General features: G+C 53.3%; 18 protein-coding genes. 10 read left to right on the top strand and 8 right to left on the bottom strand.

Translation table 11 applies throughout. The features are described 5' to 3' along the window. Positions 1–152: 152 nt before the first annotated feature. From DAQ1742_RS16400 to DAQ1742_RS16390, 3 genes are all read right to left on the bottom strand, one after another. Positions 153–428 (bottom strand): hypothetical protein, encoded by a 276-nt coding sequence (locus DAQ1742_RS16400; RefSeq protein ID WP_035343972.1) that lies wholly within the window; start codon positions 426–428, stop codon positions 153–155. Then, positions 425–802, bottom strand: a complete 378-nt coding sequence (gene bsmA / locus DAQ1742_RS16395; protein ID WP_232046537.1) for a biofilm peroxide resistance protein BsmA — start codon at positions 800–802, stop codon at positions 425–427. Before bsmA ends, DAQ1742_RS16400 begins: the two co-directional genes overlap by 4 nt. 139 nt (positions 803–941) lie before the next feature. Next, the gene (locus DAQ1742_RS16390) at positions 942–2,882 is read right to left on the bottom strand and encodes a methyl-accepting chemotaxis protein (protein WP_035343970.1); all 1,941 of its coding nucleotides are present in this window, start codon (positions 2,880–2,882) and stop codon (positions 942–944) included. 243 nt (positions 2,883–3,125) lie between these two features. On the opposite strand from DAQ1742_RS16390, the gene yjfP reads away from it, so the two are divergent. The 5 genes from yjfP (at position 3,126) to rplI (ending at position 5,529) form a co-directional block, all read left to right on the top strand. Further along, the gene (yjfP, locus tag DAQ1742_RS16385) at positions 3,126–3,875 is read left to right on the top strand and encodes an esterase (protein WP_035343968.1); all 750 of its coding nucleotides are present in this window, start codon (positions 3,126–3,128) and stop codon (positions 3,873–3,875) included. Positions 3,876–4,087: 212 nt separating this feature from the next. After that, the gene (rpsF, locus tag DAQ1742_RS16380) at positions 4,088–4,480 is read left to right on the top strand and encodes a 30S ribosomal protein S6 (RefSeq protein WP_012768533.1); all 393 of its coding nucleotides are present in this window, start codon (positions 4,088–4,090) and stop codon (positions 4,478–4,480) included. Between the two features lie 5 nt (positions 4,481–4,485). Then, on the top strand, positions 4,486–4,806 hold the full coding sequence (priB, locus tag DAQ1742_RS16375) for a primosomal replication protein N (RefSeq protein WP_035343966.1): 321 nt from the start codon (positions 4,486–4,488) through the stop codon (positions 4,804–4,806). Positions 4,807–4,810: 4 nt separating this feature from the next. After that, positions 4,811–5,038 (top strand): 30S ribosomal protein S18, encoded by a 228-nt coding sequence (rpsR, locus tag DAQ1742_RS16370; RefSeq protein WP_000135199.1) that lies wholly within the window; start codon positions 4,811–4,813, stop codon positions 5,036–5,038. A 41-nt stretch (positions 5,039–5,079) separates the two neighbouring features. Further along, positions 5,080–5,529 (top strand): 50S ribosomal protein L9, encoded by a 450-nt coding sequence (rplI, locus tag DAQ1742_RS16365; RefSeq protein WP_035343964.1) that lies wholly within the window; start codon positions 5,080–5,082, stop codon positions 5,527–5,529. A 327-nt stretch (positions 5,530–5,856) separates the two neighbouring features. Here rplI and DAQ1742_RS16360 read toward each other — a convergent pair whose 3' ends face one another. Then, the gene (locus DAQ1742_RS16360) at positions 5,857–6,591 is read right to left on the bottom strand and encodes a LysM-like peptidoglycan-binding domain-containing protein (RefSeq protein WP_035343962.1); all 735 of its coding nucleotides are present in this window, start codon (positions 6,589–6,591) and stop codon (positions 5,857–5,859) included. A 222-nt stretch (positions 6,592–6,813) separates the two neighbouring features. Between DAQ1742_RS16360 and fklB the strand changes: the two genes are divergently transcribed. From fklB to DAQ1742_RS16345, 3 genes are all read left to right on the top strand, one after another. Next, positions 6,814–7,434: an FKBP-type peptidyl-prolyl cis-trans isomerase gene (gene fklB / locus DAQ1742_RS16355; RefSeq protein ID WP_035343960.1), complete on the top strand. Its 621-nt coding sequence runs from the start codon at positions 6,814–6,816 to the stop codon at positions 7,432–7,434. A gap of 87 nt (positions 7,435–7,521) precedes the next feature. After that, on the top strand, positions 7,522–7,671 hold the full coding sequence (locus DAQ1742_RS16350) for a hypothetical protein (protein ID WP_158513820.1): 150 nt from the start codon (positions 7,522–7,524) through the stop codon (positions 7,669–7,671). Positions 7,672–7,741: 70 nt separating this feature from the next. Continuing rightward, complete coding sequence (locus tag DAQ1742_RS16345; protein WP_035343958.1) at positions 7,742–8,086, top strand: DUF2502 domain-containing protein; 345 nt, start codon at positions 7,742–7,744, stop codon at positions 8,084–8,086. A 149-nt stretch (positions 8,087–8,235) separates the two neighbouring features. On the opposite strand, the gene ytfE is transcribed toward DAQ1742_RS16345, so the two are convergent. Both ytfE and DAQ1742_RS16335 read right to left on the bottom strand, forming a co-directional pair. Beyond that, positions 8,236–8,901 carry an iron-sulfur cluster repair protein YtfE gene (gene ytfE, locus DAQ1742_RS16340; RefSeq protein ID WP_035343956.1) on the bottom strand — a complete coding sequence of 222 codons (666 nt, stop codon included), beginning with the start codon at positions 8,899–8,901 and terminating at the stop codon, positions 8,236–8,238. A gap of 146 nt (positions 8,902–9,047) precedes the next feature. Then, positions 9,048–10,997, bottom strand: a complete 1,950-nt coding sequence (locus tag DAQ1742_RS16335) for a bifunctional 2',3'-cyclic-nucleotide 2'-phosphodiesterase/3'-nucleotidase (RefSeq protein ID WP_035343954.1) — start codon at positions 10,995–10,997, stop codon at positions 9,048–9,050. Positions 10,998–11,238: 241 nt separating this feature from the next. Here DAQ1742_RS16335 and cysQ point away from each other — a divergent pair, with 241 nt between their 5' ends. Further along, positions 11,239–11,979, top strand: a complete 741-nt coding sequence (gene cysQ, locus DAQ1742_RS16330) for a 3'(2'),5'-bisphosphate nucleotidase CysQ (protein ID WP_035343952.1) — start codon at positions 11,239–11,241, stop codon at positions 11,977–11,979. Between the two features lie 414 nt (positions 11,980–12,393). After that, a complete protein-coding gene (locus DAQ1742_RS16325; protein ID WP_035343950.1) occupies positions 12,394–12,600 on the top strand; it encodes a DUF1107 domain-containing protein in 207 nt (68 codons plus the stop codon). 66 nt (positions 12,601–12,666) lie between these two features. On the opposite strand, the gene DAQ1742_RS16320 is transcribed toward DAQ1742_RS16325, so the two are convergent. Then, positions 12,667–13,989: a hemolysin family protein gene (locus tag DAQ1742_RS16320; RefSeq protein WP_035343948.1), complete on the bottom strand. Its 1,323-nt coding sequence runs from the start codon at positions 13,987–13,989 to the stop codon at positions 12,667–12,669. Between the two features lie 196 nt (positions 13,990–14,185). Then, on the bottom strand, positions 14,186–14,830 hold the full coding sequence (gene msrA, locus DAQ1742_RS16315; RefSeq protein WP_035346298.1) for a peptide-methionine (S)-S-oxide reductase MsrA: 645 nt from the start codon (positions 14,828–14,830) through the stop codon (positions 14,186–14,188). Positions 14,831–14,880: the final 50 nt, after the last annotated feature.

The following is a 14,880-nucleotide window of genomic DNA, read 5'->3' as shown; positions in this document are numbered from 1 at the left end:
TGCCTGGCGTCGGCATTTTATCGGCTTAAACAAAAGAACGTTTATATCTGTGTAAAAAAAACGTGGCAAAAAATGCGGATGAAGCGGGGAAGGGCAGGCTATTTACGGTTTATCTCCGCATCGCACAGAGCGATGCGGAGAACGTGGCCGAATTATTTTTTTATGCTGGCGATTTTTTGTTCAACGGTGGCGCACCACAACACCGAGTTGCGTGATGGCCAGGACGAGGCGGGTAAACGGCTTTCCACCGCCTGTTGCCAAATCGGTGAGCCAATCTCAAGATTACTGTATTGGTCACGGGTATTGACGAGGGATTCTATCCACAGGTTCCATTCCGGGCTGCGGCACGGATAGTTTGATGCAGCGGCGGTACCGCTCATACTGGCCGCCAGGGTGAGCAGCGCGACGGCAACATATTTTTTTCTCATCTTTGTCCTCTTTCTCGGGAACTGACAACGGCCGGGTGCGCTTGAGACGTGGGACGTGGCTGGTAAAAGATGGCGTAGCCATGCCAGGTATCACGTCGAAAACGTTCAGCTTGCATCAAACTGACAACGCGGTAGTAAGCAACGCCGCGCGCGTTCGCCTGACGGGCAATGTCCTCCAGCGCATCATCCAGCGTGCAGCAGATATCAACCGACAGGCTAGCCACTTTCTCCAGTAGATAGCTCTGCTCGGTGGTGATTTCAACGGCGTGTTTTCCCGGTGGTGGTGGCGCAACAGGTTTGCCGGCCAGCAGCGAGCACCCGGCGGATAACATCACTATCGCGGCACTCACGAGCGGTAAAAAACCTCTCAGCACAGCAGCCTCCGGCTCTGGTTTTATACAGGTGAAGTGTAACGCCTTGATGAGAAGAGAGATAGCCCTGGCATGTAACCGGGTATAACCTGTTGCTGCCTATGAAAAAAGGCAGCAACAGGGCCTGTTACACCGTGACGGCTTAAGGATGGATGCGGAACACGCTGACTACCTCGCTCAGGTGATGGCCTTTTTCACGCAGCCCCTGCGCGGTATCCTGCGAGTTTTGCACCAGCGAAGCATTTTGATGAATCGCTTGCCCTATCTGGTTTATCGCCACATTGACCTGATCGATGCCGAGGGATTGCTCACGCGAAGCGATATCGATGTCATTAACAATGGTGCTGACTTGCTCAATACGGTGCAACAAGTCATCCATTGCCTGCCGGGTTCTTTCCGAGCTGCGATAACCCGCTTCAATTTGACGCAACGATTCGCTAATCAGCGCTTCAATTTCTTTTACCGCAGACGAACTCCGCTGGGCTAAAGAGCGCACTTCTGCGGCCACGACCGCAAAGCCACGGCCATTTTCACCCGCGCGCGATGCCTCCACGGCGGCATTGAGGGCCAGAATATTGGTCTGGAAGGCGATAGACTCAATGGTGGTAGTGATATCGGCTATTTTTTGCGACGAGCGCTGGATATCGCTCATGGTTGCCACAGAGTCCAGCACCGTTTTGCTGCCATGCTGTGCGGCACCGGCGCTTTGTGAAGCCAGGTGTTTGGCGCTGGAGACGTTATCGGCGTTTTGTTTTACCGTCGCGGCCAATTGTTCCATGGTGGCAGAGGTTTGCTCCACGCTACTGGCCTGACGGGAAATCTGCTCGGTAATATTGCCGCTGTCTTCTGCCAGCGCATCCGTTCCCTCCGCAATTTCCCGGGCGGCATCGCGCACCTGAGCAACCAACTGCGTCAGGCCATTGCCCATGCCGTTGATGGTATCGACCAGACGCCCGACTTCGTCCTGACTGTCAGTAGTCAGCGAGGCATGCAGATTGCCTGCTGCGAACTGCTCTGCCACTTTTATCACCGCTTCCAGCGGACGGCTTAACCAGCGGCGAGTCAGGTAGACGAAAAACAGGGCGAACAGCGCCACCAGTACGATGCCGCCTGCGAGGAACAGGTTACGGATAGTGTTTACCTCCGCCAGCAAACTGGCCTTGCTGACGGTGCCTGCCACCACCCATTTCCATTGGGGGATGCTGCGATAGACCAGCACCTGGGTGCGTTCATCGCCATTCAGCGTGCTGTCTTGATACTCCAGGGTGCCGCTGTCATTGTTCATAACCTGTTGCAGGGTATCGGCAGACCAGTCTGGCTTTTTGCCTGCCAGCGTTGGATGCACCAGATAGTTGCCAGCTGTCGGGCCTGCTTTACTGAGCGCAATAAAGTGGCCATTTTCGCCCAGTCGTTTTTCCAGAATCCGTTTTTGCATCTGGGCAAATTCTTTACTGATATCAATACCGACGAACAAGATAGCAATGACGTTGCCACTGGCGTCTGTTACCGGTTTGTACTGGGTGATGTACTGCTTGCCAAACAGTACGGCCAGACCGCTAAAGACCTTATTGGCAGAGACGCTGGCGAAAGCCGGGCTGGTTCTGTCAAGCTTGGTGCCAATCGCGCGGGAACCATCTTCTTTCTTGAGTGAGGTGGTAATACGCACGAAATCATCACCATCACGCACGAAAATGGTGGAGATGGCCGCCGTTCGGCTGAGGAAGTCATCGGTAACGGCGGTGTTCATATTGAGCACCGTCTCCCCGGATTTCAGCGTGGGCGCGCTGGTTTCGCCAAGCGGTAAACGTGCCTGATTATCGATGGTAAACCGTGCGGGCAGGAAGCTGGCAAACAGCGTGGTATAACTGTCAACGCCTGCCTGCAAGCTGGCATCGTACATTGCTACCATGTCGGTAATCCCCGTAACCTGACTTTCCATGTCATGCAGGGTCAGGGCCTCCAGTTTATTCCCGGCCGATCGTGTCAGGCTTAGGCTGAAGGCGATAAACAGCACCGCCACGCTCAGGGAGGCAATCACTGAAAGTTTGACACCGAGGCTCCAGCGCCTAAAAGCAAGCTGCATGATAATTCTCTTTATGTATGGTGTGAGTTGTAATGAGTCGTTTGTGTTAAGCCGTTAACGGCAAAAAAGTGCGAAATTTTACATTTACGATTGGTTTTGTAAGTAAATTTGATGTGCGTCATTGCTGTAAGTTGCGCGATGTGCTTGACCATTTAATCACGGGCAGAGGCTGTACGATATAATTGTAGGTGGTCTATCGCGTTTTACCTGCCGCGTCATGATGAAAATAAACAAGGAGTGATAATGGTTGAGATGGGATCTGAGGTGATTTCTGGCGTTGAAGTGCTGCATGCTTTTCCTGCTGGTGACAGGGCGCGACCGCGCCCCACGGTGTTCTTTTTTCATGGCTACACCTCGTCAAAAGAGGTCTATTCCTACTTTGCGTATGCGCTGGCGAAGGTGGGGTTCCGGGTGATTGCGCCAGATGCCCTGATGCATGGCGCACGCTTTGATGGGGATGAGGCGCTACGCAGGCGCAGCTTTTGGGACATTTTGCTCAATAACGTCAAAGAATTACCCGTTTATCTGCAAGAGTGTCATCAGCAGGGGTGGATTGAGGGCGACCGCGTTGGCATTTGTGGCGCGTCAATGGGGGGGATGACGGCGCTGGCAGCCATGACGCAATATCCCTGGTTACGCGCTTCGGCCTGCTTTATGGGCTCAGGGTATTTCTCTTCATTGTCGCAAACCCTGTTCCCGCCCGTGAGGCCTGATGAAGCGGGCGCGTCTGCGCAGCTTCAATTGCTCGCTGAACGCGTGGCACCGTTTGATGTTTCACACCAGCTAGATACGCTGGCGAGCCGGCCGCTGTTGCTCTGGCATGGGCTGGCGGATGAACTGGTACCGGCCGAGGAGAGCGAGCGACTTTATCAGGCAATGCTTGGCCAGGGCGCGACCCGGCAATTAACCTACCTGACTGAGGCCGGTATCGGCCATAAAATCACCCCTTCAGCATTACAGGCCGCGGCGGACTTCTTTTTGCGCACGCTGTGATGCCGTTATTGCCAGGTGATTGTTCCCGAATTCCTCATCCCTGTGTGACGTAGGGCTTTTTCACGTCACACAAGAATATGGCTTGTGTTCATTTCTCATGGCCAGTATGATTACGCGTCATTTTTTTCAGCCGTACACACAATACGTTCCTTGCTTCCATGGGCCACGGCTGACCCTGACAGGAGGCTGAATAATCCGTAAGGAGCAATTCGATGCGTCATTACGAAATCGTTTTTATGGTTCATCCTGACCAGAGCGAACAGGTTCCGGGCATGATCGAGCGTTATACCGGTGCTATCACAGCAGCGGAAGGCAAGATCCACCGTCTGGAAGACTGGGGCCGCCGTCAGCTGGCTTACCCGATCAACAAACTGCACAAAGCTCACTACGTTCTGCTGAACGTCGAAGCCCCGCAGGAAGTGATCGATGAGCTGGAAACTAACTTCCGCTTCAACGACGCCGTTATCCGCAGCATGGTTATGCGCGTTAAGCACGCGGTAACTGAAGCATCTCCGATGGTGAAAGCGAAAGACGAACGCCGTGAGCGTCGTGACGAATACGCTGAAGCTGATGATGATGCTGAAGTTGGGGATTCTGAAGAGTAATTGTTGTGGTGGCGACCAATCGGCTGGAGCTGTCTGGCACCGTGTGCAAGACGCCGGTTCGAAAGGTGAGTCCGTCAGGTATTCCACACTGCCAGTTTGTGCTTGAGCACCGCTCAGTGCAGGAGGAAGCCGGACTACGCCGACAAGCCTGGTGCAGAATGCCCGTGATTGTCAGCGGACACTCGTCACAAGCAGTTACCCACAGTATAACGGTCGGTATGCAACTCAGGGTTCAGGGGTTCATCAGTTGCCACCAAGGGCGCAATGGCCTCAGTAAATTGGTGCTGCATGCCGAGCAGATTGAATTGATTGATTCTGGAGACTAGCCAAATGGCACGTTATTTCCGTCGTCGCAAGTTCTGCCGTTTCACCGCGGAAGGCGTTCAAGAGATTGACTATAAAGACATCGCAACGCTGAAAAACTACATCACTGAAAGTGGTAAAATTGTACCGAGCCGCATCACTGGCACCCGTGCAAAATACCAGCGTCAACTGGCCCGCGCTATCAAGCGTGCGCGCTACCTGTCTTTGTTGCCGTACACTGATCGTCATCAGTAATCGGCCACTGTCCATTAACGAGACTTTGAGAGGATAAGGTAATGCAAGTTATTCTGCTGGATAAAGTAGCAAATCTGGGCAGCCTGGGTGATCAGGTTAACGTTAAAGCGGGCTACGCTCGTAACTTCCTGGTTCCGCAGGGCAAAGCTGTGCCGGCAACCAAGAAAAACGTTGAGTTCTTCGAAGCCCGTCGCGCTGAACTGGAAGCTAAACTGGCTGACGTTCTGGTTGCTGCTGAAGCTCGCGCTGAGAAAATTAACGCGCTGGCTTCCGTGACCATCGCTTCTAAAGCGGGTGACGAAGGTAAACTGTTCGGTTCTATCGGTACTCGTGACATCGCTGATGCGGTGACTGCGGCCGGTGTTGAAGTAGCAAAAAGTGAAGTTCGCCTGCCGAACGGCGTTCTGCGCACGCTGGGTGAGCACGAAGTGAGCTTCCAGGTGCACAGCGATGTATTCGCTAAGCTGAATGTTGTTGTTGTTGCTGAGTAATTTTTACTTCGCTTCATGACAATACCTAAAACGCTGGCTTCGGCCAGCGTTTTGCATTTCACGGCAGCGACCGGACTGCACCCTGTTTTATGGCTTTATTTCTCTCAGAGAATACGCCAGCGTTATGTCCTGAAACTCATCCGATGCATGTGGTTGTGCAATGGCTGGTTTATGAGCCTACCGTTCCTTTTCCCCATTCCACTTTCCTTATGGTTTCATGCCAATTCCGCGTAATCAGCGTACTAACGTCGCCGGCTTGTGCCTGTGTGCGAAAAAATCATTGATGACAAAAAACGGGATATCTGAATTTTCAGCATAAACAATGGATTAGTGTACGCGAATAAAGGAGCCATCTTGCTGGCGGGCGAAGAGCACTGGCTTGCCATCCGGGGTGTCGGTTGCCAGTTGAGTGACTATTCCCTGCGCGTTGCGCTGGAGCCGGATGCTTTGCCCGGTGCGTAAATTACTGAGTGGTTTACCTTGCCCTTCGACCTGTGCCATGGCAAACACATCGTTGACCGGAAGATTGTTATCACGAAAGAGCTGTGCCAGCGTTTGCCCTGAGGCAATTTGATAGGTATGCCAGTTAGCCTCAGGTGCCGGGGGCGGCGGTTGAGTGGGGGTGTCCACAGGGGACACCAGTTGCGCTTGTATCGGCGCGTGTTGTGACAAAGGCACATCCACCAGACGGGGAATGGCCGGTGCGGGAGCCGGGCCTGGCCAGAGTAGCACCAGCAGCAACAAACCCAACACAATGAAAATACAACGGCGGTGGAAATAAGGCAGTGGATCCATCCAACTGAAATTATCTGGCATATGCCACAGTGTGTTCAGCCAGGATGGCAATGGGCGAACGCGGCGGCGTGGTGGCGGGGATGCTGTTGTCAGCGTATCTTGCGCACCGCTGATGCCATCATCGAGACTGTCATCCTCTGTATTGCCTTGCGATTCAACGGGAATCACGGTGTTTCCGCGCCATTGATGCCACCAGTTCTGGCACGATTGCCACAGCATGTGATGATTCCAGGTGGATTGCTTTCTCCTGGGCGCGATTCTGCCCATGGTGACCTCTCTTAGAACCGTATCAATGTAAAAACAGTCTGATTATATCGGCAATTGAGGACAGATAACCAGTTTGCCGCACAGCCATTGCTCTATACGAGGCCGCAAGCGCCTGTCTCTGGGGGAACAGGCGGTTCAACCTCACTGATAACAGAACGTTTTACCCTCAACCCGCTCGCTGTTATGCTGCCTGCTCGAATTCGACAGATTAAAGGATCACTCATGACAACCCCTTCTTATGACAGCATCGAAGCACAGGCAAGCTACGGCATTGGGCTGCAAATAGGCCAGCAATTGCAGGAATCCGGTTTACAGGGATTACTGCCTGATGCGCTGGTTGCCGGGCTGACGGATGCGCTCAGCGGCAGTGCACCTGCGGTGCCAGTTGATGTGGTGCACCGTGCACTGCGTGAAGTGCATGAGCGGGCGGATGCCGTGCGTCGTGAGCGCCAGCGTGAACAGGCGCAAGAGGGGCTGCGCTTTCTTGAAGCGAATGTGGGCAAAGAAGGCGTCAACAGCACTGAATCCGGTTTACAGTTCAAAGTGTTGACTCAGGGTGACGGGGCTATCCCGGCGCGTCAGGACCGGGTTCGTGTGCACTATACCGGCCGCCTGATTGACGGCAGCGTATTCGACAGCTCCGTCGAGCGTGGTCAGCCTGCGGAATTCCCGGTCAGCGGTGTTATTCCTGGCTGGATTGAAGCGCTGACGCTCATGCCGGTTGGTTCTAAGTGGGAGCTGTATATTCCGCACAATCTGGCTTACGGTGAGCGTGGCGCTGGTGCATCCATTCCACCGTTCAGTACCCTGATTTTTGAAGTGGAATTACTGGAAATTCTGTAATCATAGCGGTGCAGCGCCAGAGGATGCGACACGGTAGAAGCAGCGATTGCTGTGACCATATAATTGTCGTATCAGGGCGATGGCTACATGACAGGTGACTGCGCGTTGATAGCAGGCCGGGCAACCATGCCCGGCCTGTTTTTTTGCTACGATCTCTTTGCCTGTGATAGGACGTCGCGTAGCTGGAGCATCGTCAGCCAATGGCAATGGGCGTTACAAAATTTAGCCATTTTCTGATGGCAGATAAGATAGGCGCGCCGTATAAATGAGCCATCAGCCGCATCGCGGTTAAGTCGAGGTTAATACTATGATTAAGCCACTTTTATTGGGTGCCATTATGACGGGGATGTTGCTCTCAGCCATGCCTGCGGCACAGGCGAATAGCCTGAGTCTGGCCCTGCCGGGGGTGTATTTGCACATCGGCGATCGCGATGAGCGTGGCTATGTTTGGGATGGCAATCGCTGGTGTGACCCAGAGAGCTGGTACGGTCGTCGGCACCATGCCCGCCCGGTGTATTACTACTCACCGCCGCCGCCTCGCGTTGTGGTTGTTGAGCCACCACCGCCGGTATATATCGTGCCTGGTGGCCCTCGTGGCCCTCGTGGCCCAGGGCCTGGCTGGGGTCATCATCACGGTGGCCCGCGTTGGTAACGCATTCTGCTTGTATTCAATGAGAAAAACCGCACAGATGCTGTGCGGTTTTTTGCTTTCTTATCACCCGGATTGATTTCATCCGCGTTGCCCGCGCCCTTCGCCGGCGTAATAAGCCCGGGGGTGAACAGGTGTGCGCATCGGCAACACTACTCGCCCCGCAGCGCACGAGGAAACAGCTGGTTATTTTCCAGATGAATGTGCTCCATCAGATCATCAATGAATTCATTAATACCAGCATACAGTGCGCGCCAGGTGGTGCAGGCTTTCTCCGGTGGCGTGACGTTATTGGTCAGTTCTTTAACCCTTTCCAGTTGCTGGCCGGCATCATCATGCTCATGCTCCATCACCGAGATAGGCCCGCCTGCCTGAGCCCCCATGCCGGATTTGATCATCGGAAACAGGATGCGCTCTTCTTTCATCATATGCTGAGTCAGCTCATCATGGATAAGCATCAGCTGTGATGCCAGACCTCGCGGGCAACCGGGCTTATCATGATGAACCCGCTCGACTTTTTCGGCCATTTGGATAAGTTCCGGCAATTGTGTGCGGTGGCGGTCATGAAAGCGGCTGATGATATGCGAAATCATGTCGCTTAATGGAGACTGTTGCCAGTTCCGGGCGGTTGACGGCTCACCGGCGAGCTCTGCCAGGCGAGCTTCCAGCATCTCGATATCCAGTGACTGCTTGTTAGCGGCGTATTGCAGCGTCTGTTTGCCTGCGCAACAGAAATCAAGATTAAACTCACGGAACAGCGCGGTAGCGCGCGGAAGGGTAATAGCCAGTTCGCCTAGCGATTGGTCACGGTATTGCATGATGGGCGTCCTCTGAACGGTATCGTTTATAAAATGCATTTTAAATGCATCTTTAAAGATTAGCCATCCCCCGAAAGGATTAAAAGAGTGACGTCTGTTATGAAGAGAGGAGAAAAACCGCGCCGGTTAAGCGCGGTTTGGTGAACTTAGTGCTGCTGCAAATCCAGTCGGTAGACGGCAAAACCGATGTCGTCATTACCCACTAACGTGAGTGGGTATTGCGCTTTTTCTTTGATAAACGCAGCCGCTTTGAGCGATGGCGAGGTTTCTACCCGGATGTCCAGCGGGGTGTCGCTGGTGATAGCCGCGAGCCGCCAGTTGTTATCCGCAGACGGTTTAACCGCGCCGGTCTTTTTCGTCTCAGCACTGATGTAAGCCGCCAGTACAGAGCGGTTTTCATCCGGTGAGGCGAATGCTATGTGCTTTTCACCGGTGCCGGCAAATTTTTCGCCGTAGGCGCGGTAATTATTGGTGGCAATCAGGAATGTGGCGTTGGGGTCAATCGGTTTACCGTTAAACGTCAACGCCTTAATGCGGTGTGCATCACGGTTAATTAACTGGCATTCGCCGTCATAACGCGCTGGTTGCGTCACATCAATTTGGTAATTAACGCCATCAATCACGTCAAAGTTATAGGTACGAAAGCCGTCCCAGTTGATCAGGGATTGTGCTTCACGTTTGTGCGGGTCTATCTGGTTGAACTGCCCGGCAGAACATTCCAGCCACTCTTGCACCTGTTCGCCTTTCACCTTCACCACCACCAACGTATTCGGGTAGAGATAGAGGTCGGCGGCGTGACGAAACGTCAGTTGGCCTTTTTCGACTTCCACATAGCTGGCCGGGTCGTTTTTACGGCCACCGGCTTTAAACGGCGCGGCGGCTGAAAGCACCGGCAGGTTGGCCAAATCCGGGTCGCCCTGAATGAAATGTTCAACGTAGGCTTTCTGCGCGTTGTTGACGATTTGTACCGTCGGGTCATCCTGAATCAACGACAGGTAGCTGTACATGTTATCCGTTGCCTGGCCGATCGGTTTGCTGACAAACTCACGGGTTTTCTGATGCGCATCAGACAATACATGGGTTAATTGCGCGTCTTCTGCCGCCAGCGATGTTTTTTGTGCCTTGTCGTAGATAGGGCGGGCTTGCGCGCTGCCGTGCGTCACTTGCCACGAGCCGCTGGCGTTATCCACCACCAGATCGACCACGCCAAGGTGATCGCCCCATTGGCCGGGCATCACTGCCGCAATACCGTTAAGCGTCCCCTGAGCAATATCAGCGCCTTTGATGGCGGCGAAATCTTTGCTGGGGAAAACGGCGTGAGCATGGCCGAACATGATGGCGTCAATACCGGGAACCTGGCTTAAGTAATACACCGAGTTTTCTGCCATCGCTTTATAAGGCTCGGCAGAAAGCCCCGAGTGCGCGATGGCTATCACCACATCCGCGCCCTGTTTTCGCAGCTCAGGCACCCATTTTTTCGCCGTTTCAGTGATATCTGTGACGGTGACTTTACCGCTCAGGTTGGCTTTGTCCCACACCATGATTTGTGGCGGCACAAAGCCGATATAGCCAATGCGCAGCGTGTGAGACTTGCCATCCCGGTCTTTGACGGTTTTGTTTTCAATCAGATAGGGTTTGAATAGCGGTTTGCCGGTTTTTACATCCAGCACGTTGGCATTGATATACGGGAAGTGGGCTCCAGCCAGTGCGTTATGCAGATAATCCAGCCCATAGTTGAATTCATGGTTGCCGATATTGCCGACGGCATAATCCAGCGTGTTCATCGCCAGATAGACCGGGTGAATTTCCCCTTTCTGTAAACCCTTCGCGGCGACATAATCACCCAGTGGGCTGCCCTGAATAATGTCACCGTTATCGACCAGTACACTGTTAATCACCTGCTGGCGGGCGGCCTGAATCAGGCTGGCGGTGCGAACCAGTCCGAATTTGTCGGTTGGACTGTCTTTATAGTAGTCATAGTCCATCATGTTACTGTGCAGGTCAGTGGTTTCCAGCACCCGTAAATCAACGGTGGCTGCCTGAACGGCGCTAGCGGTGGCTATCGCCAGCAGGCTTAACGCCAGCTTGTGCTTCATAAAAGTCGCTCCTGTGACGAGGTATTCTGTAACGAAGTGTCGCTTCAACGTGCCGATGCCTCTCTGAGAGCGGTGGGACATGTCGGCAGCGTAATCTGAATGTGTATCGCAGATTTTGATGAATATGGTGTTAAATATCAGCAAAAAATGTGAGATACAGCATGAAATTCCATCAGTAAACACACGTATAGCCCGGTATAACAGCTGAAATCGGGCTTGCAGGTATAACCGAGGTGAAATGATGTTAGAACAGATCTGTCAGTTGGCGCGTGAAGCCGGTGACGCCATTATGCACGTTTATAACGGTCAGCAGCCGCTGGAGCTGGAGCATAAAAAAGATGCTTCGCCCGTGACTGCCGCTGACCTTGCTGCCCATCGGGTAATCGCACGCGGCCTGGCTGCGCATTTTCCTGATGTGCCGATGTTGTCAGAAGAAGATCCGCAAGACTGGGCTGAACGTCAGCACTGGCAGCGTTACTGGCTGGTTGACCCGCTGGATGGCACCAAGGAGTTTCTGAGCCGCAACGGTGAGTTCACTGTCAATATCGCGTTGATTGAGGATGGCAAGCCGGTACTCGGCGTGGTGTATGTGCCTGTGACCGGGGTGTTATATGCCGCCGCGCAAGGGCAGGCCTGGAAAGAAGATCGCGGCCAGCGCCAGCCGATTCGGGTACGGGATGCCAGGCCACCGCTGGTGGTAGTGAGCCGCTCGCATTCGGATAAGGAGCTGGAGGATTACCTGCGCCAGTTAGGTGAACATCAAACGGTGTCGGTGGGTTCGTCACTGAAATTTTGTCTGGTAGCGGAAGGTAACGCGCAGCTCTATCCGCGCTTTGGGCCGACCAATGTGTGGGATACCGCTGCGGGTCATGCCGTTGCGCTGGCTGCCGGAGCCCAGGTGCACGACTGGCAAGGCAATACGCTGTCTTATCTGCCGCGTGAGTCCTTCCTGAACCCCGGCTTTCGCGTGTCGTTATTCTGAGTCTTGCCCCGCATATCGGCTGGTGCCCAGCCGCCAGCCGATATGCGCTCCGCCATCCTGACCCTTTCTTTTGCTCTGCTTGCGAAGGCTTTCTTTGCGATGCTCCAGCCAGTCAGGCTGGGTTGTCGTTTTTTGGTCATATTTGCACGCTAGATTAGCCGCCGTTGAGAGAGAAGCCCGCAGCACCCTGTTCTCGGGGGGAATGCATGTCATTACAATAAGCTGGTTATTTATACTGATTTAATTTGTGTGGCATTAATCTATTCCGTAAAAATGTGTAAAAACCATAAAAAACTCTGCTGATGTGGGAACCTATTCCCGGCTTGGTGGACTAATCTGATAGTCGCTACACACCTGATAGAGGATTTTTCTTTCGGGTCTATGTGGTGAAAATAACGGGAGGAGAGAAAGAGGATGAGGATCTTCGAACGCTATAATCCCCTGAAGGTTGCCAAATACGTGAAGATTTTGTTTCGTGGCAGACTCTATATTAAAGGGGTTGGCGCTTTTGAGTTCGATCAGGGGCGAATCCTGCTGCCGAAGACGCAGGATAAACAGCATCTGGTGGTGATGTCCGAGATTAACCGTCAGGTGTTGAAATTACAGGCAGACTGGGGCTGAGGCGCTCAATCGGTTGCCTGTATCCCCATAACGGCCCGCTTGCGGGCCGTTATGATTTATGGCGGGTTAGGGAGTGTCGGGATGAGGCTCGTTGCTGGTCGCCGTTTTTTCTTCCAGCCGGGTGACCAGTAACTGGTCTATTTTATAGCTGTCGATATCCACCACTTCGAACTTATATCCGGCATAGCGCACAAAATCGGTACGTTTAGGAATTTTGCGCAGCGTATACATCATAAAGCCGCCGATGGTTTCGTAATTATCGGAATGCGGAAACGCATCGATACCCAGTGCGCGCATAACATCGTCGATTGGCGTGCCGCCTTCAATCAGCCACGAGCTTTCATCACGGGCCACAATTTGCTCTTCCAGCCCCTGGCCGACCAGGTCACCCATCAGCGTGGTCATCACATCATTTAGCGTGATTATCCCGACTATCAATGCATACTCGTTTAGGATGACCGCAAAGTCTTCACCTGCGGCTTTGAAGCTCTCCAGCGCTTCGGAAAGCGTCAGGGTATCAGGCACTATCAACGCCGGGCGAATTTGCACCCCGCTGGTTAACTCAAGGCTCTGGTTGCCCAATACCCGATTGAGCAAGTCTTTGGAATCGACATAACCGACAATCTGATCGATGGTACCATTGCAGACCAGAAATTTGGAATGCGGCTGGTGCGCGATTTTTTCCTTAATGCTGCTCTCACTCTCCTTGAGATCAAAGTAAACCACACTTTCACGCGATGTCATGGACGATGGCACGGTACGTGATTCGAGCTCAAACACGTTTTCAATCAATTCATGCTCCTGCTTACGCAAGACACCGGCCAGTGCTCCGGCTTCCACCACGGCGTAAATGTCATCTGAGGTGATGTCATCTTTACGTACCATTGGCAGCTTAAACAGGCGGAAAATCAGGTTTGCCATGCCATTGAACAGCCACACCAGCGGGCGAAACACCAGCAGGCAGAAGCGCATGGGGTTGATAATCCGAATGGCTATTGCTTCTGGAGCAATCATACCCATGCGCTTGGGCGTCAGGTCGCCAAACAGAATAAACAGGCTGGTCACGAGCACGAAAGAACTGACAAAACTGGCTCTGGCCAGCATATCTTCGGGCAGAAAACGGGAGAACATCACCTCGAAATACGGAGAAAAAGCTGCATCACCAATGATACCGGCCAAAATGGCCACCGCGTTGAGGCCAATCTGGATAACGGTGAAGAAAATGCCGGGGGTTTCCTGAAATTTCAACACCAGCGCAGCATTCAGGTCACCCTCATCGGCCATCAGCTTGAGTTTTATCTTGCGTGATGCGGCCAGCGAAATTTCAGATAAGGAGAAGAACGCACTGATGGCGATAAGGCATAAAATAATTAACAGACTGTTTAGCATAATTTTTTCGCACAGTCGTCACGGACCGCGAACCTCTGAAAGGAAATAACATTAGCGTGCATGATGCAGCGACGGGGCTTCCCCTGCGAGCAGCAGTGCTGCACACAAAAAAAGGGCCGTTATACGGCCCGTCGCGCACTCCAGTATAACAGGCATTAGATAATAGACACGGTAAACCCGCACGGTTAAATGCCCGTCAGAATTCCCCCTGTGGTGGCAGGCAAACACCAATTCCACCAAGACCACAGTAGCCATGTGGGTTCTTATGCAGGTATTGCTGGTGTTCATCTTCGGCGTAGTAAAACGGCCCGGCCGGGGCGATTTCGGTGGTAATGGCCCGTGCATCACCGGCTGCACGCATCGCTTGCTGAAAGCGCTGGTAACTCTCTTTGGCCGCGGCGTCTTGCTGCGCATCGACGACATAAATCGCTGAACGATATTGGGTGCCGATATCATTGCCCTGACGCATCCCCTGCGCCGGGTCATGGTGCTCCCAGAAGAGCTGTAACAGCTGTGAATAGCCGATAACCGCAGGGTCAAATACCACCCGCACGGCTTCGGCATGGCCGGTTTTACCGCTGCATACCTCTCGATAGGTGGGGTTTGGCGTATAACCTCCGCAGTATCCGCTGGCAGTGCTATAGATGCCGGGCTGTTGCCAGAACAAACGCTCCACCCCCCAAAAACAGCCCATGGCAAAGAAAGCAACGTCCATATGCTGGGGGACATGGGTCATTGAATGTTGACTGACCGCGTGTAGCCGTGCGACCGGCATCGGTGTGGTACGGCCGGGTAGGGCATCGGCCTGGCTTATCTGCTGTGTTTTATCGACATTGGTTATCACGTTTGGCTCCTGAATTTCACCCTGAACTGACGTTTTCAGAGCATAAC

The sequence above is a fragment of the Dickeya aquatica genome (genome assembly GCF_900095885.1).
Classification (GTDB): Bacteria; Pseudomonadota; Gammaproteobacteria; order Enterobacterales; family Enterobacteriaceae; genus Dickeya; species Dickeya aquatica.
The sequence above is the reverse complement of the archived record's forward strand: the minus strand, read 5'-3'. Positions and strand labels throughout refer to the sequence as shown.

Bases quoted from the DNA above. Each gene is read 5' to 3' on its own strand.
- DAQ1742_RS16400 (WP_035343972.1), bottom strand. From the start codon at position 428: ATGAGAAAAAAATATGTTGCCGTCGCGCTGCTCACCCTGGCGGCCAGT.
- DAQ1742_RS16390 (WP_035343970.1), bottom strand. From the start codon at position 2,882: ATGCAGCTTGCTTTTAGGCGCTGGAGCCTCGGTGTCAAACTTTCAGTG.
- yjfP (WP_035343968.1), top strand. From the start codon at position 3,126: ATGGTTGAGATGGGATCTGAGGTGATTTCTGGCGTTGAAGTGCTGCAT.
- rpsF (WP_012768533.1), top strand. From the start codon at position 4,088: ATGCGTCATTACGAAATCGTTTTTATGGTTCATCCTGACCAGAGCGAA.
- rpsR (WP_000135199.1), top strand. From the start codon at position 4,811: ATGGCACGTTATTTCCGTCGTCGCAAGTTCTGCCGTTTCACCGCGGAA.
- rplI (WP_035343964.1), top strand. From the start codon at position 5,080: ATGCAAGTTATTCTGCTGGATAAAGTAGCAAATCTGGGCAGCCTGGGT.
- DAQ1742_RS16360 (WP_035343962.1), bottom strand. From the start codon at position 6,591: ATGGGCAGAATCGCGCCCAGGAGAAAGCAATCCACCTGGAATCATCAC.
- fklB (WP_035343960.1), top strand. From the start codon at position 6,814: ATGACAACCCCTTCTTATGACAGCATCGAAGCACAGGCAAGCTACGGC.
- DAQ1742_RS16350 (WP_158513820.1), top strand. From the start codon at position 7,522: ATGACAGGTGACTGCGCGTTGATAGCAGGCCGGGCAACCATGCCCGGC.
- DAQ1742_RS16345 (WP_035343958.1), top strand. From the start codon at position 7,742: ATGATTAAGCCACTTTTATTGGGTGCCATTATGACGGGGATGTTGCTC.
- ytfE (WP_035343956.1), bottom strand. From the start codon at position 8,901: ATGCAATACCGTGACCAATCGCTAGGCGAACTGGCTATTACCCTTCCG.
- DAQ1742_RS16335 (WP_035343954.1), bottom strand. From the start codon at position 10,997: ATGAAGCACAAGCTGGCGTTAAGCCTGCTGGCGATAGCCACCGCTAGC.
- cysQ (WP_035343952.1), top strand. From the start codon at position 11,239: ATGTTAGAACAGATCTGTCAGTTGGCGCGTGAAGCCGGTGACGCCATT.
- DAQ1742_RS16325 (WP_035343950.1), top strand. From the start codon at position 12,394: ATGAGGATCTTCGAACGCTATAATCCCCTGAAGGTTGCCAAATACGTG.
- DAQ1742_RS16320 (WP_035343948.1), bottom strand. From the start codon at position 13,989: ATGCTAAACAGTCTGTTAATTATTTTATGCCTTATCGCCATCAGTGCG.